The following is a 26,305-nucleotide window of genomic DNA, read 5'->3' as shown; positions in this document are numbered from 1 at the left end:
GTGGCCACGCGCCGGCGCAAGGAGATCACCGTGGAGCCCTTGACCAAGTCACGCATCCAGATGTTCGGCGTGTGGTGTGCGATCGGCTATCTGGTTGCACTTTTCATCGGCTGGGGTGCAATAGCCGGTTTCCTTCCGCCCACGGCCCCGTCGGCCGACGCCGCCCAGATCGCTGCCCTCTACCAGGGCGACTACACGCGAATTCGCATCGCCATGCTGGTGGTTATGCTCGCGGCCTTGATTTTCATCCCTTTCGCCGCGGTGACATCCCAATTCATTGCACGCATCGAGGGCACCGCCGGCGTCTTGACCTACACCTTCCTATTGGGCGCGGCCGGCAATATGGTGCTGACCTTCTATCCCGCGATCTGGTGGCTCACCGCGGCCTTCCGCCCCGATCGGCGCGCCGAACTGATCCATCTGATGAACGACATGGCTTGGCTACAGTTCCTCGGCGGCATCACCATGTACTTGGCGATGCCGCTGACGATCATGGTCGTCTCGCTATGCGACAAGAGCACAGCGCCGGTGTTTCCGCGCTGGTGCGGTTATGCCAACGGTTGGATGGCGTTGACGATCGTTCCCGACCAGCTGCTGTTCTTCTTCCACAAGGGGCCGTTCGCTTGGAACGGCATCTTCGGCGTCTGGGTCCCTGTGGTGGTGTTCAGCGGCTTTTTCATCGTCAATTTCATCGTCCTTCGGCGAGCGGTTCAACGTGAGCGTGCGTCGATCACGGCGCCGGTCGCGGCAGAAACCGTGGCGGCCGTGGGTGCCCGAGCCCAGCACTGACCGCGGCTGGCAACCGGGCCGCGGCCCTACTCGCCGAAACATAATTTTGATATAACTTGTATCAATAAAACGCATCGTCAGGCGAAAGAAGACCGTCATGCCCGACTCCCTTGTCCAAAAGCTGAGGGTCGCCGGCCAGTTGGGGCGCATCGGCGCGCACATCGTCAACGAGCGATTGCGCCGACCCAAACCGACCACACTCGCCGAGATCCCACCATCGGTGGATGCGCTGACGCCCGAATGGCTGACAGCCGCGTTGTGCCGCGGCTACCCGGGGGCATGGGTGACCTCGGTGTCGACCGCCTCGGGCAGCGACGGGTCAACCACCAGGCGAGTGCTGGCTATCGACTACAACGACGTCGGGCGCCAAGCCGGGCTGCCGACGTCGGTCTTCACCAAGTCGACGCCCAAATTCACCTCCCGCGCGGTGACGGTTCCCTCGGCGGCCTTGACCTGCGAGGCGCTGTTCTACGACCGGATCCGGCCGAGCCTCGACATCGAAGCGCCCCGTGGCTACTACATGGCGGTGGACAACAGGTCCGGGCGTTCGATGTTCTTGATGGAGGATGTGGCGAGCAGCAAGGGCGCGACCTTCGGCGACCCGACCAAGCACTACATCGACCGGACTCGCGCCGAGGCGATCATCACCACGTTGGCCACCGTTCACGGAACGCTCTGGGAAAGCCCACGATTCGGCGGCGATCTGGTCCTCGTCAAGGGCGCCGAGCAGTGGCAGATCGATGTCAACGAGACGATCGACTTCCCGCGTCGCACCCTGATCGGCTTCGACCGCGCGGCCGACGTCTTTCCCGCCGGGTTCCGCCGTCGCCGTGCCGATGTTTTCCCGGCGACGATGGCGTCGCTGGCGATGCATAACTCGGCCCCCAACACCCTGCTGCATTCCGATGTACATTCCCGCAACTGGTATCTGACCCCAACAGGTGGCATGGGCCTCTACGACTGGCAGCTGATCAGTCGCGGCATCTGGGGCCTCGACGTCGCCTACGCCGTCAATTCGGCGCTCACGGTGGATGATCGGCGCGCCTGGGAGCGGGAACTGATCGAGTTGTATGTCGACCGGCTTCATGCGGCGGGCGGACCCGCGCTCTCCTTCGACGAAGCGTGGCTGACCTACCGTCAACAGGCCTTCCACGGTCTGGTCTTCTGGCTCTATACGATCGGCGCCGGCCGGCTGCAACCGGCCATGCAACCCGATGAGGTATCGCTCGCTAACCTCGAGCGAATGACGGCGATGATCGACGATCTGGACTCGTTCGGCGCCCTGCAGCAGTCCGCGGCAACGCCGGCGCCGATCACGTATACGTCTTAGCCTTCGGCAATTGCCTTGACGCTCAACGCCAGACACCCCAGCGATGCCGAGATGAACAGTGCCGCACTGAACCCCGAGATCTTTCCGCGCCGGTGCGCGATGCCGGCGGCCAGGATATCGCCGACGTCGCACGCCGCGTCGACCCTCAACATCTGAGACCTCGACCGGCGTTCGGTCACCAAAGGTGCGACGGCCAGCGCAAAGTCACGAGTCGCCACTACCGCCGTCCGGGCTGACACTTGCGCTTGGCCATCCGCACCTGTGGATTCCGAGAAGAAGTCATAGGCTCGGTCTAGAAACGTTCGTTCACGGGCATTGGTGAACTCACTCCCGCGCTCGGGTGGTGGAGCGCCCGTTCCTCTTTTTAGGTTGCACCTTCTCCTCGACCCCTTCGTTCTCCCACTCGATAAAGCCGTCGCGCATCTTGTTGAGAAGGTGGTCAAGCGTTGCAATCTCCTCGTCGGAAAGGGGAAACAATGCTCGTCGCTCGACCTGTTCGGACAAGCGGTGAAGCTGGGAGGCCAGCGGCTTCGTCTTGGGCGTTAGGAAAATGCGGTTAGATCGTCGGTCGTTGTCGTCAGGGCACCGCCGAACGAGGCCCTCCTTTTCCAGCCGGTCAATGACCTTGCCCATTCCGCCCTTGGTGATATCCATCAGCTCGGTAAGCTCGGCCTGCGTACTACCCTCAAGAAAATACAGGTGGCGCAGCAGCCACCACTCGGTGCGCGCCAGGTTCAAATCGCGCACCTTCTGGTCGAACGTCACGCGGTATCTGCGCGCGACGTCGGTGATCAGAAACGCAGTCCGGCTGAAGATTTCGCCGGAGCGCTTCGTCTCTTTTGCCTTCATTGTGCCCTTCGGTTCTCGCGGTAGCTTAGCAGCGTTTCCGGTAGCCGCGGATGATTCCGCACCCGACTCAAACGTTCCATCGAGCCATTGACTCGGCTTTGCGGCCGCTGCTATGGTCTCTTGCGAGACAGTCTCCTAGAGGACTATCTCTCGGTTCGACGAGGGGAAGCCGTGATAAGTCCCGCAGATGATGTGTTTCACCAACGCACAGACGACCCATTCTGGAACGAAAGTGCATGGTTCGGCTTCAGCATTCCGGAGCGAACCCTCAACGGATTCGTGTACTTCTACCACCGCCCGAACATGAAGTACTCGTCGGGCGGGATCGCGATCTGGGATCCGACTGGGGAAGAGATGTACAACTGCCGGTATTACGACATGGGAAGTATCTTCCCGCTGGATCCGACGTGGGAGATGTACGACTTCGGGTTCCCCAACGGTCTGCATGTGCACTGCGTCGAACCCTGGAAGACGTATCGGCTGAGCTACGGCGGGAACTCCAGTTTCTACGCGGGCGCGGGCTGCGAACTAGAGCTAACTTGGGAGAGCTTCCTGCCGCCACACCAAACCGGGCAGCCCGAAGGTCAACAAGAGTGGGCGCCGGCAAGACAGCATTACGAGCAGCCTGGGCGCATGAAGGGCACGGTCAAGGTGGACGGAGAAACGTTCCATGTCGACTGCTGGTCGATGCGTGATCACTCATGGGGGGTGCGCAAGCTCGTCAACAACACGCGCGGTTACTTCCCGTGGGGGATCGCCTCCGAGAAGAGCGGCTTTCAGGTCTACGCGATGTCCGACCTGCCGCCTGAACGTGACCCGGTAACCGACACGAAGTTGCGCATTGCCGCGGGCTGGTATCTCAAGGGTGGGCGTTACGGTTCACTTTCCAACGGGACGTGCACGACCACCATGCGTCGTGACGACGGCGCCCCGATGCGAATGGAAATGTGCGGGATTGATTCACTCGGGCGGGAGTTTAAGGCAGTCGGCAACGCCAAAGCCATACTCAGTACGGTGTTGTACCCGTGGATGTTTCAGTGGTGGGCTCAGTTTGAATGGGAGTTCGACGGCCAAATCTGCTACGGCGAAGAGATGGACTTCTTTCCCTTACAACACGCCCGGAAGTTCATCCGCTCGTTGCGGGCTTAGCCCGTTCGGAGAGAGGTCCCATGCTGTTTCCAGCCGAGCAGGTACTGAAAGCCGCGAACCGCGAGGTACGCCAGCTGACCACGCTGACGGATAACCCGGGAGAGGGCTCCGCGCTGCAATGCCTCGCAGTGGCGCTACGCCTGCTCGCCATTCGCGAAAGCGGCGGTACGGGCCTCATGCGGTCCCAGATCGATCGCCTGTCCAAATGTCTAGCGTCGGTCGAAGGCCTCCTAACGCCTCCTTCCCTACAGGCCCAGTGTCGCGCGCTCTGCATCATGATCGAGGAGAACAAAGGCGCCGCCTCGCTTGGCGACGCAGAAGCGGCGTGGCGAGAGGTGATCGCCGCAACTCAGCGCCTCGCGGCGAATATCGCTGCCACATCCGATCTTCCACAAGTCGTTCGCGGCCGGATCGCCGATCTCTTTATCGACTGGGAATCCGCCGATCTCTCGGACCTGATGCCCGGGGCTAGCGACGACGTGGAAGCGGCCCCCGAGACCACGCACGAACGGTGGACCGCCTATCTACGTGATCGCTTCTCTGAGCCGGAGCTTACGGTTACGGCCTTTCGGGCCCTAGCCGGCGGCTTCGGGAAACAGACATACCTGTTCGACGTTTCGGGGAAGGCCCTCAACGGGTCCTACATCCTGCGTCGCGACCTTGCCATTGCGCTTATCGGCAACGACTGTCACCGCATCGAAAAGGAATTCGAACTCATCCGCGCGGTGCACGCGCGTGGTTTCCCTGCACCGGAAGCACTTTGGCTGGATACCGAGCACCGCCTTCTACCTGGCGGACATTTCCTGGTGATGAGGTGCGCCGCAGGTGTGGCCGGGGGCACCGTGTTCGAGCCGAACAGCCTCGTACCGCAAGACCTGGCACAGACCTTGGCGGAACTGTTGGCTCGGCTTCACACGATGCGTGGCCTCGAGGATTTCGGCCACCTGACAGAGATGATCCGTCCCGAGCTTGTGAATCGTCCGCTCAGGGACGTGGTCGGGACATACCTAACTGATTGGCGCGGGCTGTTCGCGAGGGAAGCGCACCTGCCGTCGCCCGCGATCATGGCCTTGTTTGGCTGGCTGCTGGATCATGTGCCAGTGTCGGACGGCCATCCGGTGCTTCTGCACGGGGACATCGGCTTCCACAACTTCCTGTTCGACGACGGCCGCCTCACGGCCGTGATCGATTGGGAATTCGGGCATCTCGGTGATCCCGCTGAAGATCTGGCCTACGTCCGCAACAGTCTCGGCGAGGCACTGGACTGGGCGGCGTTCATCCGCGCCTACCGAGCCGCGGGCGGACCCGTCATTGACGAGCGTCGGCTTCATTTCTTCCAGATCTGGGGGCACGTCCGTAACGCCTGCGCCGCGAACCTGGTCAGCGCCAAGTTGTACGCGAGGCAGATCGACGACCTCAAGGTGATCGCCCTCCCCCACCTTTACATTCCCCGGTTTCTTCAGGCCACGCAAGAACTTATCCGAAGCTACGAACAGCTGTCGAGCCGCTAGAGGCGGCCCAACCTCGAGCGAATGACGAACATGATCGAGGACCTGGACTCGTTCGGCGCCTTGAAAGAGTCTGCGAATACGTCGCGGCAGCTGCCGTCGATCCCCTAGCGCTCGAACAGGGCCTTGACACTCAACGCCAAGCAACCCAGCGAGGCCGATATGAACAGTGCCGCACTGAACCCCGAGATCTTGCCACGCCGGTGCGCGATGCCGGCGGCCAGGATATCGCCGACGTCGCACGCCGCGGCGACCCTCAACATCTGAGACCTCGACCGGCGTTCGGTCACCAAAGGTGCGACGGCCAGCGCAAAGTCACGAGTGCCGCCGAGCCTGAGAAAGAGCGCCGCACTGACATCCTTGGAGACGTTCATTCCGAACAGCCTGGCGGCGGTGATCGGCATCAGCCAGCCACTCGCGCCGATCGCTGATCGCGCTGCCGCGAGAGTCGTCGTCGTCAGAGCCATTGAGCACCTAGATCCTTCCCTGGGTCGCGCTCCGCGGTTGCGGGAACGCTCGTTCACATCCAGTGGTAGCTTTACTCTTAGGTTCGCGTCGCCGCAAGGAGTTACCGTGGAAGATCTCGCCATGTCTCCCGAAGAAGTCGACGACTTCTTGTCGGGCCCGCTCACCGGACAGCTGGCCACCAACGGCCCAACAATCAGACCGCTTTGGTATCAGTGGGAAGGCGGCGCCTTCTGGATCATCAGTGGCCCGTGGGCAAAACTGCATGCGCGGGTACAGAAGGACCCCAGCGTCGCGTTCTGCGTCGATGTCGGCGATTTCGACAATGGGATTGTCAAGCAAGTCATCGCCCAGGGATCCGTGCAGATCCATGACTACGACGTCGAACGTGCTCGCCGACTGCTGTACCGCTACCTGGGTTCCGACGAAGAGTCCTGGTCGGACTCACCCGATGACTACCGAGGCTACCTGCGTGACGGCGGGCCGCCGGGAGCCGTGTTCCTCCAATTGCGGCCGACGAAGCTGACCGCGTTGAACTTCAGCTACGCGCGCACCCGTACCGGAGCGTGACGCAACGACCGAGTTCGCTTGGCGGGCAAGCCAAAGCAGCGGCAGGGACTGTCGTCGCGGCGGCGGGCTTCGTCGACCGGAAGTGATACGCCGCAGTCACCTGCTTTCCTGGGCAGCGAAGCGGTCTTGCGCGCGTTCGAGGACTTCGACGGTGCCGGTGTCGCCGTCGACGCGGACGCGATCGCCGGTGCGCAGCAGGCTGCTTCCCGTGCGGGTGTTGACCACACAGGGCAAGAGGTTAGACGGAGTACTGTTGCGCAAGGCGGGCCCTCCAGGCTTTGATCTCTCCCGCGAAGTCGTAGCCATCGTGGCGCAGGGCTGACCTGAAGCACAGGCCGATCGCGTAGGACACGAAGACTTCGGCCTCGCGCGCGGGATCAAGGTCGTTTCTGACCGAGCCGTCGGCCTGGCCGGCGGCGAGGTGGTCGGCGAGTTCCGCCTCGTACTCCGCGATAAGACCGTCAAACCAACCGGCGAAGCCCTGCAACGCGGCCGGTGTCTCGAAGGTGAGCACGATCATCGCCCGCATCGTTTCGGGTTCGCGCTCTACCGCGTCCAGAAGATCGTCGAGCTGACTGAGCACACGGTCCAGCCCGGTGCCACCGCGCTCGCGCCGCATGGCGGGAAGCAAAAGATCGGCGAAGGTATCGAAAACCGACTGCAGCAAGGCGTCTTTGGAGCCGTAGCGGTCACGCACCATGTTGCGGCTGAAACCGGCGTTGATGCCGATCTCGACGGCCGTCGTCCGCTCGTAGCCCTGCCGGGCGAACAGCTGGATCGCCGACGCGATCAGGGCAAGCGTCGACTCCTCGACGCGCTCCTGATTCGTCTTCGGTCGGCGTTTGATCGCGGTGGGCACCACATGAGTGTACGACGATTCTGTCGGCGAACAGATAGATATCTGTTCATCGACAGATCGATCTGTTAGCGTGATCACATGCTCGATGAACGCCCGTTAACGGCGACGGGATCGGTGGGGGTGGATGCGGCCGGCCCGGATCCCGTCGCGGCTCAGCGGACATGGGCGAAGGTCTGGATCGTGCACGGCTTCCTGTGGCTGGCACTGATCGCGTACTGCTGGGCCATGTGGGTCGTCAGCGGCGATTTCACCCCCAACACACTCGGCCGTGGCCAGGAGCCCACCTGGTACGTGGTGCTGGTTCGCTGCGTCGAAGTGGTCTTCGGAATCTTCATCACCGGCTGGATCCTGTGGCACTTCGTGATCGGGCCGAAGCTGCGCACCGGCCGCTTCAGCTTTGACGGCCTGTTCTTCCTGGCCGGGTGGTTGATGTTCTTCCAGGAGCCCTGGATCGATTGGACCGTTTACCAATTCCAGTACGCGACAACGTTTGTCAACTTCGGGAGCTGGCTGTCGCACATACCGGGCTGGAGCTCGGGCAACGGACAGTTGATTCCGGTGCCCATGGTGTACTTCACCGCCTACCTGTGGATGTGCGCGATGTCCGGCTACGCCGGCTCCCGTTACATGACCTATCAGCGCAAAAAAGATCCGTCGCGCAGCGTATTTCGACTCATCGTCCAGACGTATCTGGTCATGATCGTGGGCGACTTCATCGTCGAGCTGATCATGACCAGGACCGGGCTGATCAGCTACTCGTCGACCATTCCGTGGTTGACACTGTTCGCCGGCACCGATCACCAGTTCCCGCTCTATGAGCCGCTGAGCTGGCCCGGGACGTTCATCATCCTCAGTTGCCTGCACTTCTTCCGCGACGACCGGGGCCGCTCCTGGCCCGAACGCGGCATCGACAAACTGAAGTTCAAGCGCGAGGGGTTCAAGACCTTCGCGAGGTTCTGTGCGATCGCCGGCGCGGCACAGTTGGCGATCTTCATCGCCTTCAACATGCCGTACTGGTTCTACGCGCTGCACTCCGGGCCAATGCCCAAGCCGCATATCGAACGGACTTGGCGCAACGGCGGCGTGTGCGGCCCGACGACCGCCTTCAATTGTCCCGATCCGAAACTACCGATCTCACGTCAGTCGGCACCGGATCGCCCCGAGCTCCTACCAGAGAGGCATCGATGACACAGCACAGCACCGCGGCGGTAATCGGCGGCGGGATCGCCGGAATGGCGGCCGCCTATGAGCTGTCGAAGGCAGGTTTCCATGTCACGGTGTTGGAGACCCGCGACCGGGTGGGCGGGCGGATCTGGACCGTGCGCAAGGGCGACTTCGTGATGGACCTGGGTACCGCCGTGTATCTCGGGACCTACCGCGAGGCGGTCGCGATGATCCACGAGGTGGGGTTGACCAACGAATTCGTCGAAACCCCAGTCATTTTCGGCATGCCGCGCCAGGGCAAACAGCACTACCTGGACCTGGCAAAGCCGATCCGGGCCAGCCTGGCCACGCAGGTGATTTCCTGGCCGGCCAAGATCAAGGCCCTTCGATTGTTCGCCGATGTCTTCAAGCACCGGGCCAGCCTCGGCTACGACACCTATGACGAGCTTGCCGAGATCGACAACGAGACGGTGTACGACTACAGCCACCGGGTGCTCAACGACGAGCTCGCCCGCTACGTGTCCGCCCCGTTGGTCAGCGGCACCTGGGTGCACGAGGACCACGACACCTCGGTTGCCCTGCTGCACTGGACAGTGCGCAACATGCTGGTCAAGTCGGTGTTCAACCTGACCTCCGGCGTAGCCGGGCTGCCCGTCAAGTTGGCGACGCTGGTCGACACCAAACTCGAGCACACGGTCACCAATGTCACCGACAACGGTTCGGCCGTCGAAGTCACCTACACGACACCGTCATCGGGCGAACAGACCCAAACCTTCGACACCGCGGTCATCGCGACGACGGCGCAGCCCGCGCTAAACATGTACCCGCAGATGGACGAGAACCACCGCAACCTCTACGGAACCGCGCGATACCACCGATTGGGCAATGTGTCGCTTGGGTTTTCGGCGCGACCAAACGACCCGGGGACCTTCTCGATGGTCTCGCCCTACGACGATCCCGACACCATCGCGGTGATCGCCGACCACAACAAGGCGCCGGGCCGGGCGCCGCGCGGCAAGGGCCTCATCTCGGTGCTCCTGTCGCCCGCCTACCTCAACCGGACCGACGATCGCGACGACGACTACTTGGTCGACCACGCGCTGGAGCGGGTCAAGTACTACTACGGCAAGCTTCCTGGTGACCTCGAGGAGCACGCACTGTTCCGCTGGCCAGAATCCGTTCCGGTGCTGGACAAGGGTCGCTTCAAGCGAATTGCCGATTTCCGCAGGAAGATCGACCGAACCTCGCGGGTGCAGTTCGCCAGCGATCTGGACCGCATCCCGGGCCTCAACGGCGGGTTGGTCAGCGGCAAGGAGGCCGCCGCCCGCGTGTCGGCACAGTTCGCCGACAGAGTTCCTCGCGCACGACTCATCGGTACCGCGGGAACCTAGGCCACGATGACCGCCACGACCTTGGCGTGGGACCAACCCCCTTGGGGCATAACGACGCCCGCGACACCGCAGACGATCATCACGGTCGTCCTTGCCCTCGCGGTAGCCGGCTTCGTCCTCGCCGCGTTGGCCGGCTGGCGTCGCACCAAACGGCCCACCTTCCTGTTGCTGCTGGCGGGTGGGTACATCTGCTCGTTCAACGAGCCACTGATCGACTTCCTCTGCCACTGTTTCTTTCCGGCCGACGGCTGGATCGGCCACACCGTGTTCAACCGGTCCATCCCGATCTGGGTGATCCTGGCCTACGTCGTCTTCTATGGCGGCCTGACCTACGTGCTGTCGGTGGCCTTCACGAGCGGAGTCACCCGCCGAGCGCTGTGGATCAGCATTGGAATTTGGGGGGCGCTCAATCTGGCGATGGAGATCCCTCTCTTGCAGTCGAATCTCTATGTCTACTACGGCGATCAGCCGTTCGTGGTAGGCGGCTTCCCGCTTAGTCAATTGGTGTTCAACGCATTCGGGTCGCTGTTGGGAGCAGTGGCCGTCACCCGGTTCTCGTGGTTTTTCACCGGCGCGCGTCAGCTGCTGCTGCTCCTGGTGCCGTTTGTGACATTCATGTCGTCCTGGGCGGTGGGTATGCCACTGTTCTTGGTCCTCGGCACGGATGCCACCCATGGCCTCCGGATGATTGCCGCGGTCGTGAGCATGTCACTCGGCCTGGTCGGGATCGACACACTGATCCGTCTCGGCACCGGGCAGCTGCGGCGGCTGACCCCCGTTGTGGCACTACCGGATACAGGCGACAAACCGTCGGGCCGTGCCCTCGACCGTAGCGCCGTCGACGCATAGGAGAACAGGAGATCTGGCCGTGACAACCTCAATCGTTGCGATTGCCCAACCCCCCTGGGAGATGACCACCCCCACGACGGCACAAGCGATCATCACCGCGATCCTCGCGGTGGTGGTGGCGGCCTTTGTCGTCGGCGCGCTGGCGGATTGGCGGCGCACCGGGTCGCCGGCCTTCCTGCTGACGTTGATCGGTGGCTACATCTGCTCCTTCAACGAGGCGACGGTCGACGTGCTCGGCCATTGCTTCTTCCCCCTCGATGGGGTGCTCGGCTATACCGCCTTCGGCAGAGGCGTGCCGGTGTGGGTGGTGCTGGCCTACGTCGTCTTCTTCGGTGGGCTCTCCTATCTGATGGCGTTGGCGTTCAAGCGCGGCGCCAGTCACCGGGCGATGTGGTGCGGCATAGCCGTTTTCGGCGTACTCAACGTGTTGCTGGAGTTGCCGATGCTCGGCTCCGGTCTGTACGTGTACTACGGGAATCAACCCTTCGCGATCGGCGGCTTTCCGGTCAGCTGGCTGGTGATCAACAGCCTGGGCTCGCTGTTCGGCGCGGTGGTGATCGTCCGTCTCTCCTGGTTCTTCACCGGAGCGCGCCAGCTATTGCTCGTTTTCGTGCCGTTCGCGACCTATATGGCGTCCTGGGTATTGGCGATGCCGCACTTCGCGATCACCAACACCGACATGCCCACCGGAGTCCGGATGGCGGCGGCGCTGCTGAGTATGGCGCTGGGGGTGGTCGCGATCGACGCTCTGATCCGGATCGGAACCGGCCAATGGCGCCTGCTCCCGCCGCCCACCTCCGCGACGACGCAGCGCGAGAGCCGGCCGCCCGCGTATTCGCATTCCTGAACATGGCCGTTGTGAACGATCGATCTGCGGGACTACGCTCGATAGCTGGGGGTGACTACCTAAAAATGCGTGATCACTACCTATATTGTCCGGCTTACCCAGCGCCCTGACCCGACTCACCTAGGATTCTTAATATGGAAACGTTCGATTACATCGTGGTAGGTGCGGGGCACAACGGGCTCTGTGCGGCAGCGACACTGGCCGAGCAGGGCCGCTCGGTGTGTGTGGTCGAGCGGCTGCCGGTGCTCGGTGGCCTTTCGGCGAGCTATCCGTATCTGCAGGATGCGCCGGAGCACAAGCTGAGCATCGGCGCGATGGACGACCTTTTCATGGCCCAGACCCCGCTTGCCCGCGAGATGCGACTGGCCGATTTCGGGTATGACACGGTCCCCCTTGCGCACCCCTACGGCTGGATGAACGAGGACGGCGACACCCTGCTGCTGTGGGGCGATTTCGCCCGCACCCTGGACGACATTCGTTACTTCTCCCCCAAGGACGCACGCACCTACGAACAGCTTCGGGGGCCGATCGACTGGGTGATGGATCTGATCGACATCCTTACGGTCCAGGACCCCTCCGCGTGGGGCAAGGTTGATTTCGTCAAATACCTGTTACGGCACCGCCCCGACCGGGCCACCCGCCGCTTCCTGGGCAGCATGCTGTCGTTGAACGTCTTCGAACTCATCTCCGAAACGTTCGAGTCCGACGCCATGCGCGGCCTGTGGGCCTACTGGTCGTCGATGGTCGGTCCGGCGGACTCGGTCGGCTCGGGCGCCTATTTCCTGGGATTCGCCGGCGTGCACCGTCATCTCGGTGTGCAGCGCCCCCGTGGGGGCATGACCAACCTCGTCGAGGCGTTCAAGGGCAAGCTGGAGAGCCACGGCGGGGTGGTGCGGCTGGGCAACGGGGTCAACCAAATCCTTGTCGACTCGGGACGCGCGACCGGAGTGCAGCTCGAGGACGGCACCGAGCTGCGCGCGCGGCGCGGAGTCGTCTCTAATGCGGCGGCGCAAATCACGCTCGGAAAGCTTGTGCCGCAAGACCAACTGAGCCGCGAAGACCGGAACAAAATTGCCCTCATCCCGGCGAATTCGGTCAACGCCGCCGCGTTCAAGATCGACGTTGCGACCGCGGGCCGCATTGGTTACCCGAAAGCCGAAGCCGCCCGGGCCAAGCGTGACGGGGAGGACATCCGCACCACCACGTTCATGACCGGCACCCTCGAGGACCACATCGAGCAGATGTACGCGATGAAGCGTGGGCTCAATGTCGACACACCGCCGGTGTACATGGCCATCCTGTCGGCGCCCGATCGATCGATCGCATCGGCCGAGGGCGATGTCCTCTACCTGCATTCGAATGTGCCCGGCTATCCGAGCAACGGCTGGGGCGTCAACAAAGACGGCTACACCGAACAGATCTGGAAGTCAGGTCTGCGCTTCCTCGGCGGCCTCGAGACCGAGATCGGGCGGGTGGTGTCCACCCCGCAGGATCTGGAGACTCGCTTCGCCGCGCCGGCGGGCGCCTACTTCCACGTCGACATGCTGGTGACCCGGCTAGGCAAGAATCGCCCCGCCCACGGCCTCGGTGGCTACGACACCCCGATCAAGGGGCTCTACCAATCCGGTGCCGGCACGCATCCCAGTGGCGGGGTAACCGGGTGGCCCGGACGACTGGCCGCCCAGCATGCGCTGCGCAATGAATAACTGCGACAAGGTGATTCGACTCGAATGAGGAGGACGATCGGTGCCTAACATGAATCTGACGGCCCAACGGCTGTGTGTCTGGTGCGGTCCGTTCATGATCGCCGTCTGGGCTTCGGCGTTCGCGTTCCTGTGCCACTTCATTCCGCCGCCCAGCCCTGCCAAGTCACGGGCCGCCCTCGTCGCCCAGTTCAGCGAGCACACCAACTTGATCCGGCTCGGGCTGGTGATCAGCCTCTTCGCGTGTGCGCTGCTGGTGCCGTTCTGTGCGGTCATTGCCGCTCAGATCCGCCGGATGGAAGGTGTCCGGTCGGTTCTCGCGGAGTCGCAACTGGTCTCCGGCGGCCTGCTGTGCGTGGAGTTCCTGGTGCCCTTCGCGATCTGGCAGACCGCGCTGTACCGGCTCCACGAATGGAGTCCCGAGATCGTACAGATGCTCAACGACATGGCCTGGTTGATGTTCCTCGGAATCATCTCCTCGGCCTGCATTCAAGTGGCGTCGCTGGGCGTCGCGATCCTGCTCGACAAGGGCGCCAAGCCCGTCTTCCCGCGCTGGGCAGGCTATTTCAACATCTGGGTTTCGATGATCTGGGTGCCCGCGGCGATCATCCCCTTCTTCAAAACCGGGCCGCTGGCCTGGAACGGAATATTCGCCTGGTGGGTCCCGCTGTGCGTCTACTTCTGCTGGTTCGTCGTGATGGTGGTGCTGCTGCTGCGCGCCATCGGCGAAGACGAGCGCGCTCAGCAGCAAGCCGGCATGAATGACTGGCTCACCGGACACCGGTCCGAACCCGAGCTCACCGCAACGTAACCGTCCACCGCACAACGAAAGAAGCCTGCGTGCCCGACGACCCCAGAGGAACCGTTGCAGTCGTCGGCGCAGGGCTGGCCGGACTGACCGCCGGCTATCGACTCCAGCAACGCGGCTTCGACGTCACGGTGTTCGAAGCGCGTGACCGAGTCGGCGGACGCGTGTGGACAGTCCGCAAGGGCGACTACATCATGGATCTGGGTGCCGCGTTCTACCTCGGCACCTATCGCGAATCCATTGATTTGATCCACGAACTCGGCCTCGGCCCGTTGTTTACCGAAGTCCCGGTCTGGGGTGTGATGCCCCGGCGGGGCGATAAGCACCTGCTCGACTACGGCAAGCCGCTCCGCACCGGATTGACCACCCGCGCACTGTCGGCACGCAGCAAGCTCAAGGCCCTGAAGTTGATCCGCCCGATGGTCAAGGCCAGAGGCAGCCTCGGTTACCACAGCTACGACCAGGTCGCCCGGCTGGACACCGAGACCGTGCGCGAATACTTCCGTCGCGAGCTCAACGAGGAATTGCTGCAATGGGCCGGCAGGCCGCTGGTCAGCAGCACCTGGGTCGCCGACGACGGCGATACCTCGATTGCGTTGCTGTTGTGGACGATACGCAACATGCTGGTCTCCACGATGTACAACCTGCGGCCTGGAGTCGGTGGACTTCCCGAGGAGCTGGCCCGACGGCTGCGCATCCGGCCGCAGCATCCCGTGCTCAACGTCGACGACACCGGAGCGGCGGTGGATGTCACCTTCGCGCCCGAGGGCGGCAATCAACGCACCGAGTCGTTTGACGCGTGCGTAGTCGCCGCTCAGGCGCAGTACGCGCTGGCGATATTCCCGCAGATGGACGAAAACCACCGCGCGCTCTACGAGACGACCCGCTACCGGCGCCTCGGCAGCATCTGTCTTGGGCTATCGCAACGCCCGAGGGATCCCGCCACCTACTACATGGTGTCCCCGCACGAGGACCCCGACACGATCGCCGTGATAGCCGACCACGCGAAGGCGCCCGGGCGCGCTCCCGAGGACAAGGGCCTGCTGACGGTGCTGCTGTCGCACGAATACCTGGAACGCACACTGGATCTCAGCGACGAGGAGGTCTTGGAGCACGCGATAGACCGCGCCCGCTGTTACTACGGCAGTGTCGTCGACACTCTCGAGGAGCACGCCGTCGCACGATGGCCGGAGTCCGTCCCGGTCATGGACAAAGGCCGATTCGCACGAATCGCCGACTTTCAAAAGCGCCTCGACTGGACCTCACGCGTCCAGTTCGCCTCCGATTTGGACCGGATCTCCGGCCTCAACGGCGCATTGGTGAGCGGTGAGGAAGCCGCGAATCGCGTCATGAATGCGGCGCTGGCACCCCGAGCCCAACGCGTCCTGGTCGGCAAGCCGAACTGATCAGCCGATCCGCACGTGCAGCTCCTGGAAATGGAGTGTGCCGCATGGCCATCCAACCGTCGGCTCCTCCAAGACCGAGTAAGTGGGGATCCGCCGGTTCCACTCCTCGATGATCAGGCGCAGTTCCAGGCGAGCCAGGTGAGAGCCCAGGCAGCGGTGTGGTCCCCTACCGAAGGTGAAGTGATTGTTCCGTCTTTGGTGCATGACGTCGGCATCGGGATAGCGTTCGGGATCCCGGTTGGCCGTCCCGAGCCCGAGCCAGCACCGAGATCCCGCCGGGATCGTCACACCCGCGACAGTGACCTCGGCGGTGGTCACCCGGGGGACATAAGGGACCGGCGGGTTGATTCGCAAGACCTCTTCGATGAAGTGCGTGACCGCTTCTTCGTCATCGACCAGCGTCGCCCGCAGCGCGGGGTTGCGCGCCAGCTCATAGAGCGCGAAACCCGTTGCGGCGGTCACGGTGTCCAGACCGGCGATCAGGAACAGGAAGCACAGCCCGATGATTTCGGGGTCGGTCAGGGCGCCATCGCTCGAGTCGGAAAGCAATTGGCCGAGCAGGTCATCGCCCCCGGTACTGCGACGATCGGCAACATGTCCGTTCAGATAGGCCACCAGCTCAGCTCCCCGGGCCAAAGTCTCCGGTGACGGCTCCAAGCCCTCGGCGGCCGAGAACTCCAAAACCGCATCTTTCCAGCCGATCAGAAGATCCCGGTCGGCGAGCGGCAGACCGAACAGCGTCAAAAAGACCTGCGACGGAAACGGAACCGCGAGCGCGCTCATCACCTCGGCACTACCGCCGGACGCCACGATCTGATCGATCAGCTCGCCGACCTGCTTGCGCAACTCGGGTGCGCGTTCGGCCATGCGGCGGGGGCCGAAGAACTTGTCCAGCACGCGGCGAAACCGGGTGTGTTCGGGCGGATCGAAGGCGATCGGCACCATCGGAAATGGGCTTCCCACCAGATCGAAGGCGCCGGAGGAGGAAAACAGCTCCGGGTGGATGGCCGCCTCCTCGACCACGTCGGCGCCGCTGATGAAGTAGACGCCGGCGTCGGACACCGCGATTTTGCCGGGCGCCAGGAGCATGTGCCACGCCGATTCGCGGTCCTGAGCAAAAGGCAAAGTTTCCAGCGCGGGTAACGCAGGGCAGCCGACCTCCATGACAGCTCCTCCGACTCATAACCACAGTTAATCGATGTTAAATTTTAGGTTGAGTTAGTACCGCTGTACTTCAATATCACACACGTATCCAATAGCAGTTATGTGACCTAGGTCACACTCGTGCAACCTCGACCCCGACCGTGTCCGCCCCGCCGCAAGACGCGTCGACATCGTTGACAGACATAATTTATAGCCGTACTGTCTCAAAATAATCGCAGTGCGCACGAGTCGGGGCTGTCGGCAAGGACCACAACTCACTTCGCGGGCGACCCAAGGCGCTGGGCACTACGAGGAAACCGCGTAAATGATCGTTAACGCTCCCCCAAAATGGAAGACATGATTTCTGGATTCGGTTGCCGCAATGGTTCGTGACGCTATTGGCAATATCCTGCGTGCGCGCGCTCTCAGTACGCCCGATCGCGTCTGCTGCGCGATGGACGACAACGTCTATACCTATGCCGAGATGAATCAACGGTCGGACGCTCTCGCGGCCGGGTTGGCGCGGCTGGGGGTCGGTAAGGGCGAGCAGATCGCGATGCTGGCGCCCAACCGCATCGAACTGCTCGAGGTGTTCTACGGCGCCGCGAAGACCGGGGCCGCCCAGGTGCCGTTGAACGCATACCTGAAGGGCGACTTTCTGCTTCACCAGCTGCGCCAGTCCCGATCCGGCTTTTTGGTCACCGACGCCGCCGGCCGAGCGGCGCTGGCTCCGGTGCGCAGCCAACTGCCCGATCTGCGGGCAGTGATCATGCTCGACGAGGCCCAAGACGACGAGATTCCGTACGCGAGTCTGTTCGACCACGGCGACGCACCGCCAGAAGTAGAGCTGACCGCCGCCGACACCATGTCGATCCTGTATACCTCCGGCACCACCGGGCTGCCCAAGGGATGCGTCGCCAGCCACGGCTACTACTGCCGAAGCGGCGAAATCATCGGCGCCGCGCTCGAAGTCACCAAGGACGACGTCCTGTTCGCCGGCCTCCCGCTGTTTCACGCCGGGGCACGACTGGTGACGGTGACACTGCCCCTGATCTACGGCATACCTGCTTACCTGCAGGGAACATTCAGCGCGCGGGCGTACTTCCCTCGCGCCAAGGAAGTGGACGCGACGCTGATGATCGCGGTCGGCGCGATGGGCGCAGCGATACTGGCGACCGAGCCGTCGCCGGCCGATCGCGACCACAAAGTCACCCGCATCATGTGCGCTCCGTTGTCGCTCGAATCGCAGGCAACGTTCCGCGATCGTTTCGGTGTCGACCCCTGGGTCGACATCTTCGGCCAAACCGAATGCATGCCAGCCACATTGACGACGCTGTCGTCGGACCGTCGCGATCCGAACGGCTGCGGTATCGGCGCGCCCGATCTCGAGGTGGCCCTGCTCGACGACGAGGGCTACGTCCTCGACGGTGAGGCTACGGGTGAGATCTGCCTTCGACCCAGGGTTCCGTACGCGATGTTCAACGGCTACTTCGACAATCCCACGGCGACAGTCGAGGCGTTCCGGGGTTTGTGGTATCACACCGGTGACAACGGCAGGCGCCTGCCCAGTGGGGCGTTTGCGTTCATCGATCGCAAGAAGGACAGCCTTCGCCGCCGCGGGGAGAACATCTCCAGTTTCGAACTCGAACAAGCCATCGACGCCCACCCGGCCATCATCGAATCCGCGGTCGTCGCGGTGGCTTCCGAGCTCGGTGAGGACGACATCAAGGCTTGCATTGCCACCAGCTCGCCGGTCGAGGCTGCCGAGTTGTTCGATTTCTTCAAGAACAACTTGCCCTACTTCGCGATCCCCCGGTATGTCGACTTCCTCGACGCACTGCCCCGAAATGGTGTGGGCCGCGTCCTGAAGCACAAGTTGCGTGAGGCCGGAAACACCGCTCAGACGTGGGATTTCGAAGCAATGGATCTGACCGTCGCCAAGCAGGAGCGCCGCTAGATGGATTTCACATTGACTCCGCAGCAAGTGGAGTTGCAGGAGCGCGCCGAGAAGCTCGGTCGCTCGTTCGCCGAGCAGGCCCGCGAATGGGACGAGTCCGACGAGGCGCCCTACCGTGAGATCTTCGATCGCGTTGGCGCCGAAGGGCTGTTCGGTGTCGCGATGCCCACCGAGTACGGCGGGCAGGGCGGCGGCGCGATCGAGTACCTCATCGTGGTGGAGGCGTTGTTCCGCTATGCCCAGTCCTGGCTACCGCCCGAACCGGTCTTCTGCACCAGCGGCCCGGGGCCTTCGATGTTCCTGCTCGGCAGCGACCGGGTACGAGAGAAGTACTTGTACGATATCGTCGCCGGCCGTCGCGCCTGCAATATCGCGCTCACCGAACCGCAAGCCGGCTCGGCCCTCACGCATCTGAGCACCACCGCGCGGCGCGACGGTGAGGACTTCATCCTCAACGGCACCAAGAGTTTCCTGACCGGTTCTAACGTCAACGATCTCAATGCGACTTTCGTGCGCTTCGACGACGTACCGGGCGCCAAGGGAATCGGCGCCATCGTCGTGGAGAACTCGATGCCCGGCGTGGAAATCCAACGCGGCCCGGTGTACATCGGTGATCGCGGAATCCACCACGGCGACATGGTGCTGACCGACGTCCGGGTGCCCGCCGAAAACGTCATCGTCGGTCCCGGCCAGTTCGCCCGATTGATGACGGCATTCAACCTCGAGCGCCTGCACAACTGTGGGTTCTGGTTGGGCTTCAGCCAGGCCGCCTATGACGAGGCCGCCAAGTACACCCAGCAGCGCGAGGCATTTGGCAAGCAGATCATCGACTTTCAGGCCGTCTACCACTCGCTGGCCGACATGTGGGTCCAGATCGAGGCGCTGCGACTGCTCGCCTACCGGGCGGCGTCTTCGGCGATCGAGGGCCGGTTTCCGAAACTCGCCGAAGTGACTCAGGCCAAGCTGTTCGGCGCCACCGCGGGCCCGCAGATCACCCTCAAAGCCATGGAACTGCATGGGGGCTACGGCGTGACCACCGATTACCCCATTCAGCGCATTCATCGCGACTGCGTCACCAACGTGGTAGCCGGTGGCGCACCGGCGGTGCTGCGCAACGGGGTTGCCGCGGGGCTGTTTCCCGACCGCAGATTCCCGCAAGCATGACGCTTTCCGTCGAACAGCAGGATTTTCAGCAGGCGGTACGCGACTTCTGCCAGCGCGAATGCGCCACCCGCGAACAGCGTGAGGCACTGCTCGACGCCGACGAAGAGGACCAATCATCAGTCCTATATCAGAAGCTCGCGCAACTCGGCTGGCTGGGCGTGGCGATCCCCGAGGAATATGGCGGCTCTGGCGGCACCTACGTAGAGCAGACGATTCTCTTCGAGGAACTTTGGCGAGGGCTTGCTCCGGTCAAGGCGCTGGGCCCGACGACGACAGTTGCGGGGTGCTACAAGCGATTCGGATCGGACCAGCAGAAGCGTGAGGCGCTGTCGGCGATCTCCGGCGGAGAGATCATGTCGATTTCGATCTCCGAACCCGGTGCGGGATCAGACGTCGCCGCGATCGCGTGCCGAGCCGAGTCGGTCGCCGACGGCTATGTGCTCAACGGCCAGAAGACGTGGTGCTCGTATGCACACCGGGCCGGGCGAATCTTATTGGTGGCGCGAACGAGCCACGGCGAGAAACCGCACACCGGTCTGACCATTTTCGAGGTACCTCGCGATACCCCCGGCATTGAGACGCGCCGCATTTCCACCCTGGGGGGTCGTGAAGTCAACGACGTCTTCTTCACCGATTGCTTTGTTCCGGCCGAAAACGTCGTCGGCGAGGTCGGCCGCGGCTTCCCCCAAATCATGGCCGGTCTCGACGGCGAGCGGTTGCTCGGCGCCGCGGTCGGACTTGGCATCGGCCAGCGCGCGCTCGATGACACCATCGCATATGTCAAGGAGCGCAAGCAGTTCGGCAAGGCCATCGGAACGTTTCAGGCGTTGCGTCATCGCATCGCCGATCTTGCCACCGACCTGGAGTGCGCCCGCTTGCTCACCTATGAGGTCGCCCAGCGACTCGAACGCGGCGCCGATCCGGTCACCACGCGGATGACGTCGATGGCCAAGGTCAAGACTTCCGAAGTCGCCAAACGCATCGCGCTCGAGGGCATGCAGATGATGGGCGGCTATGGCTACGCGACCGAATACGACATGGAAAGCCATGTGCGCCACTCGCTCGTGCTGCCGATCTACGCCGGCACCAACGAGATTCAGCGCGAGATCATCAGCGGGTCGCTCGGGCTCCGCTAGCTCGAGCCCAGGTGGCCCTGGCCGGTGCCCACGTTCAACGGGACCTGAGACGGCAGAACGGTTCCGGTCGGGACGTGCAGCTTGCCGTCCGTACCGACGTAGGCAGACCCGCCGCCATTGCCGGAATTGTCGTTTCGTACCAGCGGCACAGCGGGTCCCGGGCAGGCGCGGCCGGTGTCGCCCCCACAGAGACCGTCGAGGAAGTAGGAGCGCCGCTGGGTGTCCTGGTTCCACTCGCGGCTGTGCGCACCAACGAACAGATGCGGCAGGACGTAGATGCCAAGGAAGATCATGTTCACGGCGCCGAGGATCGACAAGGCCCGGATGACCCCGTGCCACGCCGGCGACGCTTTCACACGTTCGGAGCCGCGTTCGACGATCGTTCGGCCGCGGTCGTCGAGGTAATAGCGCAGGAACGTGTAGGCCGTAAGCAGAAATCCCACCAGGAACGCCTCGTGCAAGGGAAACGCATGATAGGTGTCGGCGAAGATGCTGAAGTGTCCACCGACATAGGTCCACACGCCTAGCGGCATGAAGGTCACGCCCTCGAATAGGACGTCGAAGACAAACATCACGCAGTAGCAGATCAGGGCGAGGCCAACCTTGCCGATCTGCGGCCACCGCCCTGACACCCGGCGCAGCGTCGCCACGCCAATGCGGACAGCGACGGTCATGATCACGACATAGAGACCGATGATGGTCATCGGTGGTTCGACCACCGTCGCACCCGGTGCACCGAACGACAACCATCCGGGAACGCTATTGACCCACGATCCTCGGTTGAATGACCAGGAATTGTAGGTGATCCAAGGGCCGAAGTAGTTGGACAGCGGATCTTGGAAGAACAAGGTGCAAAAGGCCAGCGTCAGCGCCCCGTCGACAGTGACGGTTCGTTCGCGCCGCCACGGCCGAATCACGAACCACCACAACAGTCCGACCATCGCGGGAATCATGGTGACCTGCAAGGTCATTAAGAAGACCTTCATGTACATCGGTGGATCGCTAGGCCCTACCGGCACACGTTGGAAGTAGGGGCCGGTGATCCACCGCGTCAGCACGTAGGCCATGAAGGAGAGCCAGATTGCACCGAACGCTGCCCACCACAGCACCGGCCTTGAGCGGCGTGGCCCGACCGTGGGATCGACGGGGGGCCCGTTGAGGGTTGCGGTGTTTGACTGATCTGTCGCCGTAGCGCTCAACGACGTGTTCACGGCTGCAGCTCCATTCGCGGTCGAATTGCAGCCAGTTCGGCCTCGAGGACGGCAACACGATCCGCGAGTGTGCGTCCGCCAGTGGGTAATTCGTCGTTACCGATGGCGCGCCCGGTCATGGCCGTTGTGGTGACCACCCAGACGAAGTAGACGGTGACGGGAATCCAGAATCCGACGAGGCCGTCCCACGCCAGCGGCCCGGTCTTGAAGATCCAGACTCCGAAAGTGAGGCCGACCCCTAATGCGCACCACAGTTGAAAGTAGGCGAACCAGCGCGGATAGATCGGCTTCACGCGTTCGTCGCGCACCGTGACCACGGCCAGCGCGACCATCTGGAACATGCCCGTGCACACGATGCCCAGGAACGGCAGCCAGCCCAGGTCATGGAAGGTCTGCACGCGCGACGCATCGTCGGGACGAAAAGCGGCCATAAGCCAGAACGCACACGGGTAGACGAACTCGATGACGACGCAGCCCTGTGCCGCGGCCCATGCCCAGGTCAAAGGTGCTCGAGCACCCTCCACCCGCAACATTTGCGCGCAGATGGCCCCACCCCACGGCAGCAGCAACGCCGAGGAGAAGAGCGCAAGGATCATGCCAACCCGGATGCCGAACAGGTGGTCCCGAAAGAACCGGGCCATCTGCTCGGGCGTGTTCATTGGCGACGGCGGCGGAACCATGCGCGCCAACAGCACCCAGCCGATCAGGAAGGCCACGATGAAGCCGAAAACCGAATACAGGCTCCAAAGCTGAACACGCTTGTCGCTCATCACATCGACACCTTCCTCCTCCCCGCAGCGGTCGCTGTTGCTCGTCACTGGCCTCGGTCGTACGCAACCTGCGGTGGATAGTTGCGGCCGAACGCCGGGCCATTGGCCCCCCGATCCCGGTTATCGTTGCGCAACAACGGCACATCGGGTCCCGGACAGGCAACGCCCGGGCCCTCACCACACGTGTAGGTCAGGTAGGACCGCTTCTGAATGTCGGTGTTCCACGCAGTGGAGTGCGCCCCAAACCAGGTGTTCGGCAACGTGTATCCGATCGTCATCGCCAATGTCACCAGCCCGATGACCGCCAGCATCCTTGTGGCCGTGACCTTTACCGCTCCGCCGCCGAGCTGTTCGGCGCCCCGCTCAGCCAGCGATTGCCCCCGATCGTTGGTGAAGTACTTGATGCAGGCGAACATCGTGAAAATCGCGCCGGTGGTCAGCGCCTCGTTGACCGGATACGCGTGGTAGGTATCGGCGAAGATCTTGACATGCCCACCCGGGTACTCCCACGAGCCCATTGGCATGAAGATGACACCCTCGAAGATCAAGTCGAATGGCACCATGACCGCAAAACAGATTGCGGCCAGCCCAACTCGGGGAATGCCAGGCCAACGCGCCTGTGCCCGGCGCATGATCGCCGCGCCCATCATCGTCACCAACAAAAACACCACGACGTATGCGCCCGGCACGATGAGCAGCGGATAAGCGACCTGGTGGTCCGGTATCCCGGGCGCCAGGGCTCCGGGCACGCTGTTGAGCCACGAACCCATGTTCACTTGCCACGCGTTGTAGGTGTACCAGTGGCCGACATAGGCGCTGAGTGGGTCGTGGAACGACAGCGTCAGAAACGCGATGACCATCAGTCCGTCGAGTCCGATCCGCCGTTCGCGCCGCCAGGGCCGTACCACGAACCAGTACAGGACGATCAGTCCGGCGATGGGCAAGACGATCTGCCAGAACGTCAGGGCACCCTTCATCCATCCGGGCATCGGAGTGGGGCCGGGATCGACCGACTTGAAATACGGCCCCGTGATCCACCGGCCCAACACGAAGGCCTGAAATGCGAGCAGCACCGCGCCGAAGGCGGCCCACCACTTGACCGGCGGAACCGGTCGCTCGCCGACTGCGATCGGGCGGCGTTTGGCCGCCGCGGGCGGGGCGGCCGTCATGCTGGGACCTTTCTGGCCGCGGAGAGCTGGCCGACGATCCGGTCCCCTGCGGCTTGTCCAGATACCAAGGCGCCGTTGACGCCTGGGATCGGTCCGATATCGCCGGCCAGCTGCACCCGCGCGGCGGGGTCGATCTCGCGCATGAAGCGGTCGACAGCGTGGAAGCGGCCCTTGCGCATGATCGGCACGACGTCGCGCCAGCGCCCGATCTCATAGTCGACGACTTTGGAACTCAGATCGCCGTAATAGGGCTTGACGAAACCCAATACGGCGTCGATGACCTTCTCGTCGGGGCTGTCCAGATTGTCCAGGCACCACTCATGGCGGCAGAACATCGTAATCATCCCCATGCCGTCGGGGCATCGGTTGTTGGCCTTGAGGTGATCCACGATCACGCCACACAGGTCGGGTTGTTCGCGCGGCGAGCACATGATGTATGTCGCGGGATTCGACGGTCGCCCCGACAAGGCGATGTGGCAGTTGACGCTGCAGATGTAGTCGGTGTTCTCGTAGTACTCGCGGGCGAATCCCGAAATCTGTGGATATATCTCGAGTGCCCTGCCTGTTGTCGTCGTCACGACGGCGTTGGCGAACTCCTCGGTGACCTCGCGACCGTCTTGCAAGAAGGTGACCTCGACGCGATCTCCCGCATCCGCAACGTTGGTGACGGGGGTCGCCAGCCGAACGTCATTCAGCCGAGCGGCGATCGCCCGCGGCAACGCATCCATGCCGTCGTCAAGCCCGTAGAAGTACGGCTTGAAGAAATTCTTCATGGTCCACAACAGCTGACCCACCGACGCGTACGAGGGATCGCTCAACCACGGTCCCCGGACCACCACGGCGGCAACGTAATCGAGGATCTCCTCGCTCAGCTCGCGCCGGCTGTACGAGGTGACCGTGTCGGTATCGATGGCGGCAACACCCGAAGCGTCAGCGTAGTTCAGGTCTTTCCAATGCCTGGCCAAGAAGAACAACAGCTTGGCTAGCTTGAGCTTGGCCCGACCGGACAGGTAGGGCGTTCTCACCAAGCTCAGTGGCTTACTGAGGTCGAGGAAGTTCAACTCACCGTCGCGCGGCATCGCCCCGAAGGCGTTGAACTTGTGCATCTGGGGACCGAGACCGACATCGAGCATCTCCTGCGTCGACTCGGCGTAACTGCCGAGATAGATGAACGCCCCGACGTCGTAAACGAATCCGCCCCGCCGGACTGTCTTGATTCGCCCTCCGACCCGGTCCTCGGCTTCGAACACCACTGGCGTCCCGCCGGCTTGTTGTATCCGTCGTGCCGCGGCAAGCCCGGCGATGCCACCGCCGACGATGGCGGTCCTCGCGTCTGTCCTCACGGTCACAACGTAGCGCAGAAATGATCTATAGATCAATAATGATTGACAAATCATTACCGGATCGCCGCGGGCGCTTCTAAGCTGTGGTCGTGGAACCATCGAATGGCCTATCCCGCACGGCACGACGGCAGGCGCAGACGCGAGCGGATCTGATTCAGGCTGCGCGGGAGATCATCGCGGAAAGCGGAGTCGAGGCGCTGCGGGTAAGCGACGTCACCACGCGTGCCGATGTTGCCTTCGGCACCTTCTACAACCAGTTCAAAACCAAGGACGACATCGTCGAAGCGGTAGTGGCCGAAACCATTGTCGGGCTCGCGCAATCGGTCGAAGAATCACCGGAGTTCGACGATCCGGCAGACGCACTCGTCGCATCGACCCGGGCCATCGTCCGCACGGCATACGACGATCCCCCGCTTGCCAGTCTCCTGGTCAAACTTGAGCAAGCCGAAAGCCGGTTCGAGCGGATCATCCGCCCACAGGCCGGCGCGCTACTCGAGCGCGGAGTGGCCCAAGGATGCTTTGTCATCGACGACCTCGAGACCACCCTGACGATGTCGATCGCGGCGGCGTTCGAAGTGATCAGGGGCATCCTGGACGGGCGTTTGGGCGAGCGCGCCGATCTCGTCTGCGCCGAAATGTTACTGCGGATGGCGGGAGTAACGCCGAAACGTGCCGCACGTTATGTGCTTGCAGCCGAACGTATTTCGTAAGTCACTGATTGCGAG

The 26,305-nt window shown here is 63.0% G+C and carries 26 protein-coding genes; 16 read left to right on the top strand and 10 right to left on the bottom strand.

The window, feature by feature from the left end:
- The first annotated feature begins 30 nt into the window (after positions 1-30).
- Positions 31-789 carry a hypothetical protein gene (locus G6N55_RS27900; protein WP_139826770.1) on the top strand — a complete coding sequence of 253 codons (759 nt, stop codon included), beginning with the start codon at positions 31-33 and terminating at the stop codon, positions 787-789.
- Positions 790-886: 97 nt separating this feature from the next.
- On the top strand, positions 887-2,119 hold the full coding sequence (locus tag G6N55_RS27895; RefSeq protein WP_085221499.1) for a phosphotransferase: 1,233 nt from the start codon (positions 887-889) through the stop codon (positions 2,117-2,119).
- Here the strand turns inward: G6N55_RS27895 and G6N55_RS27890 are convergent.
- Both G6N55_RS27890 and G6N55_RS27885 read right to left on the bottom strand, forming a co-directional pair.
- Positions 2,116-2,271 (bottom strand): hypothetical protein, encoded by a 156-nt coding sequence (locus tag G6N55_RS27890; RefSeq protein WP_163667584.1) that lies wholly within the window; start codon positions 2,269-2,271, stop codon positions 2,116-2,118. The genes G6N55_RS27895 and G6N55_RS27890 overlap by 4 nt on opposite strands.
- A gap of 172 nt (positions 2,272-2,443) precedes the next feature.
- Complete coding sequence (locus G6N55_RS27885; RefSeq protein ID WP_051641428.1) at positions 2,444-2,968, bottom strand: MarR family winged helix-turn-helix transcriptional regulator; 525 nt, start codon at positions 2,966-2,968, stop codon at positions 2,444-2,446.
- A gap of 171 nt (positions 2,969-3,139) precedes the next feature.
- On the opposite strand from G6N55_RS27885, the gene G6N55_RS27880 reads away from it, so the two are divergent.
- Together G6N55_RS27880 and G6N55_RS27875 are read left to right on the top strand one after the other, a co-directional pair.
- Positions 3,140-4,117, top strand: a complete 978-nt coding sequence (locus tag G6N55_RS27880) for a DUF7065 domain-containing protein (RefSeq protein ID WP_139826768.1) — start codon at positions 3,140-3,142, stop codon at positions 4,115-4,117.
- 20 nt (positions 4,118-4,137) lie between these two features.
- Complete coding sequence (locus G6N55_RS27875; protein ID WP_163667578.1) at positions 4,138-5,628, top strand: phosphotransferase family protein; 1,491 nt, start codon at positions 4,138-4,140, stop codon at positions 5,626-5,628.
- 104 nt (positions 5,629-5,732) lie between these two features.
- Here the strand turns inward: G6N55_RS27875 and G6N55_RS27870 are convergent, their stop codons facing one another.
- The gene (locus G6N55_RS27870) at positions 5,733-6,092 is read right to left on the bottom strand and encodes a hypothetical protein (RefSeq protein WP_139826767.1); all 360 of its coding nucleotides are present in this window, start codon (positions 6,090-6,092) and stop codon (positions 5,733-5,735) included.
- A 106-nt stretch (positions 6,093-6,198) separates the two neighbouring features.
- Between G6N55_RS27870 and G6N55_RS27865 the strand changes: the two genes are divergently transcribed.
- Positions 6,199-6,660, top strand: a complete 462-nt coding sequence (locus tag G6N55_RS27865; RefSeq protein WP_197747372.1) for a pyridoxamine 5'-phosphate oxidase family protein — start codon at positions 6,199-6,201, stop codon at positions 6,658-6,660.
- A gap of 96 nt (positions 6,661-6,756) precedes the next feature.
- Here the strand turns inward: G6N55_RS27865 and G6N55_RS30225 are convergent, their stop codons facing one another.
- Together G6N55_RS30225 and G6N55_RS27860 are read right to left on the bottom strand one after the other, a co-directional pair.
- Positions 6,757-6,885, bottom strand: coding sequence for a hypothetical protein (locus tag G6N55_RS30225; RefSeq protein ID WP_264002004.1), 129 nt, complete (start codon positions 6,883-6,885; stop codon positions 6,757-6,759).
- 13 nt (positions 6,886-6,898) lie between these two features.
- Complete coding sequence (locus G6N55_RS27860) at positions 6,899-7,519, bottom strand: TetR/AcrR family transcriptional regulator (protein ID WP_163667576.1); 621 nt, start codon at positions 7,517-7,519, stop codon at positions 6,899-6,901.
- Positions 7,520-7,597: 78 nt separating this feature from the next.
- On the opposite strand from G6N55_RS27860, the gene G6N55_RS27855 reads away from it, so the two are divergent.
- From G6N55_RS27855 to G6N55_RS27825, 7 genes are all read left to right on the top strand, one after another.
- On the top strand, positions 7,598-8,707 hold the full coding sequence (locus G6N55_RS27855; RefSeq protein ID WP_085221495.1) for a spirocyclase AveC family protein: 1,110 nt from the start codon (positions 7,598-7,600) through the stop codon (positions 8,705-8,707).
- Entirely contained in the window at positions 8,704-10,074 is a 1,371-nt protein-coding gene (locus G6N55_RS27850) for a protoporphyrinogen/coproporphyrinogen oxidase (protein ID WP_085221494.1), read from the top strand. Before G6N55_RS27855 ends, G6N55_RS27850 begins: the two co-directional genes overlap by 4 nt.
- Before the next feature lie 6 nt (positions 10,075-10,080).
- Complete coding sequence (locus G6N55_RS27845; protein ID WP_085221493.1) at positions 10,081-10,923, top strand: hypothetical protein; 843 nt, start codon at positions 10,081-10,083, stop codon at positions 10,921-10,923.
- Between the two features lie 19 nt (positions 10,924-10,942).
- On the top strand, positions 10,943-11,770 hold the full coding sequence (locus G6N55_RS27840) for a hypothetical protein (RefSeq protein ID WP_139826766.1): 828 nt from the start codon (positions 10,943-10,945) through the stop codon (positions 11,768-11,770).
- A gap of 134 nt (positions 11,771-11,904) precedes the next feature.
- A complete protein-coding gene (locus tag G6N55_RS27835; RefSeq protein ID WP_085221491.1) occupies positions 11,905-13,476 on the top strand; it encodes a phytoene desaturase family protein in 1,572 nt (523 codons plus the stop codon).
- 40 nt (positions 13,477-13,516) lie between these two features.
- A complete protein-coding gene (locus G6N55_RS27830) occupies positions 13,517-14,284 on the top strand; it encodes a hypothetical protein (protein ID WP_139826765.1) in 768 nt (255 codons plus the stop codon).
- A 29-nt stretch (positions 14,285-14,313) separates the two neighbouring features.
- Positions 14,314-15,687: a protoporphyrinogen/coproporphyrinogen oxidase gene (locus G6N55_RS27825; RefSeq protein WP_163667572.1), complete on the top strand. Its 1,374-nt coding sequence runs from the start codon at positions 14,314-14,316 to the stop codon at positions 15,685-15,687.
- Here the strand turns inward: G6N55_RS27825 and G6N55_RS27820 are convergent, their stop codons facing one another.
- Positions 15,688-16,851, bottom strand: coding sequence for a cytochrome P450 (locus G6N55_RS27820; RefSeq protein WP_085221488.1), 1,164 nt, complete (start codon positions 16,849-16,851; stop codon positions 15,688-15,690).
- 361 nt (positions 16,852-17,212) lie between these two features.
- Between G6N55_RS27820 and G6N55_RS27815 the strand changes: the two genes are divergently transcribed.
- The 3 genes from G6N55_RS27815 to G6N55_RS27805 are packed head-to-tail and all read left to right on the top strand — an operon-like array spanning position 17,213 to position 21,087.
- Positions 17,213-18,787: an AMP-binding protein gene (locus G6N55_RS27815; RefSeq protein ID WP_085221487.1), complete on the top strand. Its 1,575-nt coding sequence runs from the start codon at positions 17,213-17,215 to the stop codon at positions 18,785-18,787.
- Positions 18,788-19,951, top strand: coding sequence for an acyl-CoA dehydrogenase family protein (locus tag G6N55_RS27810; RefSeq protein ID WP_085221486.1), 1,164 nt, complete (start codon positions 18,788-18,790; stop codon positions 19,949-19,951). It abuts the gene before it with no gap.
- Positions 19,948-21,087, top strand: a complete 1,140-nt coding sequence (locus G6N55_RS27805; protein ID WP_085221485.1) for an acyl-CoA dehydrogenase family protein — start codon at positions 19,948-19,950, stop codon at positions 21,085-21,087. Before G6N55_RS27810 ends, G6N55_RS27805 begins: the two co-directional genes overlap by 4 nt.
- Here G6N55_RS27805 and G6N55_RS27800 read toward each other — a convergent pair.
- The 4 genes from G6N55_RS27800 to G6N55_RS27785 form a co-directional block, all read right to left on the bottom strand.
- Entirely contained in the window at positions 21,084-22,058 is a 975-nt protein-coding gene (locus G6N55_RS27800) for a spirocyclase AveC family protein (protein ID WP_163667569.1), read from the bottom strand. The two genes, G6N55_RS27805 and G6N55_RS27800, sit on opposite strands and share 4 nt — an antisense overlap.
- A 236-nt stretch (positions 22,059-22,294) precedes the next feature.
- The gene (locus tag G6N55_RS27795; RefSeq protein WP_139826763.1) at positions 22,295-23,068 is read right to left on the bottom strand and encodes a hypothetical protein; all 774 of its coding nucleotides are present in this window, start codon (positions 23,066-23,068) and stop codon (positions 22,295-22,297) included.
- A gap of 44 nt (positions 23,069-23,112) precedes the next feature.
- On the bottom strand, positions 23,113-24,237 hold the full coding sequence (locus G6N55_RS27790; protein WP_085221482.1) for a spirocyclase AveC family protein: 1,125 nt from the start codon (positions 24,235-24,237) through the stop codon (positions 23,113-23,115).
- On the bottom strand, positions 24,234-25,580 hold the full coding sequence (locus G6N55_RS27785; RefSeq protein ID WP_163667566.1) for an NAD(P)/FAD-dependent oxidoreductase: 1,347 nt from the start codon (positions 25,578-25,580) through the stop codon (positions 24,234-24,236). Before G6N55_RS27785 ends, G6N55_RS27790 begins: the two co-directional genes overlap by 4 nt.
- Positions 25,581-25,669: 89 nt before the next feature.
- Between G6N55_RS27785 and G6N55_RS27780 the strand changes: the two genes are divergently transcribed.
- Positions 25,670-26,290, top strand: a complete 621-nt coding sequence (locus G6N55_RS27780; protein WP_163667563.1) for a TetR/AcrR family transcriptional regulator — start codon at positions 25,670-25,672, stop codon at positions 26,288-26,290.
- Positions 26,291-26,305 lie beyond the last annotated feature (15 nt).

Origin of the sequence: Mycobacterium florentinum (genome assembly GCF_010730355.1) — a bacterium.
Lineage (GTDB): Bacteria > Actinomycetota > Actinomycetes > Mycobacteriales > Mycobacteriaceae > Mycobacterium > Mycobacterium florentinum.
This window is presented reverse-complemented; position numbering and strand designations above follow the sequence as displayed.

Bases quoted from the DNA above. Each gene is read 5' to 3' on its own strand.
- G6N55_RS27810 (WP_085221486.1), top strand. From the start codon at position 18,788: ATGGATTTCACATTGACTCCGCAGCAAGTGGAGTTGCAGGAGCGCGCC.
- G6N55_RS27895 (WP_085221499.1), top strand. From the start codon at position 887: ATGCCCGACTCCCTTGTCCAAAAGCTGAGGGTCGCCGGCCAGTTGGGG.
- G6N55_RS27870 (WP_139826767.1), bottom strand. From the start codon at position 6,092: ATGGCTCTGACGACGACGACTCTCGCGGCAGCGCGATCAGCGATCGGC.
- G6N55_RS27885 (WP_051641428.1), bottom strand. From the start codon at position 2,968: ATGAAGGCAAAAGAGACGAAGCGCTCCGGCGAAATCTTCAGCCGGACT.
- G6N55_RS27790 (WP_085221482.1), bottom strand. From the start codon at position 24,237: ATGACGGCCGCCCCGCCCGCGGCGGCCAAACGCCGCCCGATCGCAGTC.
- G6N55_RS27820 (WP_085221488.1), bottom strand. From the start codon at position 16,851: ATGGAGGTCGGCTGCCCTGCGTTACCCGCGCTGGAAACTTTGCCTTTT.
- G6N55_RS27795 (WP_139826763.1), bottom strand. From the start codon at position 23,068: ATGAGCGACAAGCGTGTTCAGCTTTGGAGCCTGTATTCGGTTTTCGGC.
- G6N55_RS27890 (WP_163667584.1), bottom strand. From the start codon at position 2,271: ATGTTGAGGGTCGACGCGGCGTGCGACGTCGGCGATATCCTGGCCGCC.
- G6N55_RS27855 (WP_085221495.1), top strand. From the start codon at position 7,598: ATGCTCGATGAACGCCCGTTAACGGCGACGGGATCGGTGGGGGTGGAT.
- G6N55_RS27805 (WP_085221485.1), top strand. From the start codon at position 19,948: ATGACGCTTTCCGTCGAACAGCAGGATTTTCAGCAGGCGGTACGCGAC.
- G6N55_RS27845 (WP_085221493.1), top strand. From the start codon at position 10,081: ATGACCGCCACGACCTTGGCGTGGGACCAACCCCCTTGGGGCATAACG.
- G6N55_RS27875 (WP_163667578.1), top strand. From the start codon at position 4,138: ATGCTGTTTCCAGCCGAGCAGGTACTGAAAGCCGCGAACCGCGAGGTA.
- G6N55_RS27815 (WP_085221487.1), top strand. From the start codon at position 17,213: ATGGTTCGTGACGCTATTGGCAATATCCTGCGTGCGCGCGCTCTCAGT.
- G6N55_RS27850 (WP_085221494.1), top strand. From the start codon at position 8,704: ATGACACAGCACAGCACCGCGGCGGTAATCGGCGGCGGGATCGCCGGA.
- G6N55_RS27800 (WP_163667569.1), bottom strand. From the start codon at position 22,058: ATGACCTTGCAGGTCACCATGATTCCCGCGATGGTCGGACTGTTGTGG.
- G6N55_RS27835 (WP_085221491.1), top strand. From the start codon at position 11,905: ATGGAAACGTTCGATTACATCGTGGTAGGTGCGGGGCACAACGGGCTC.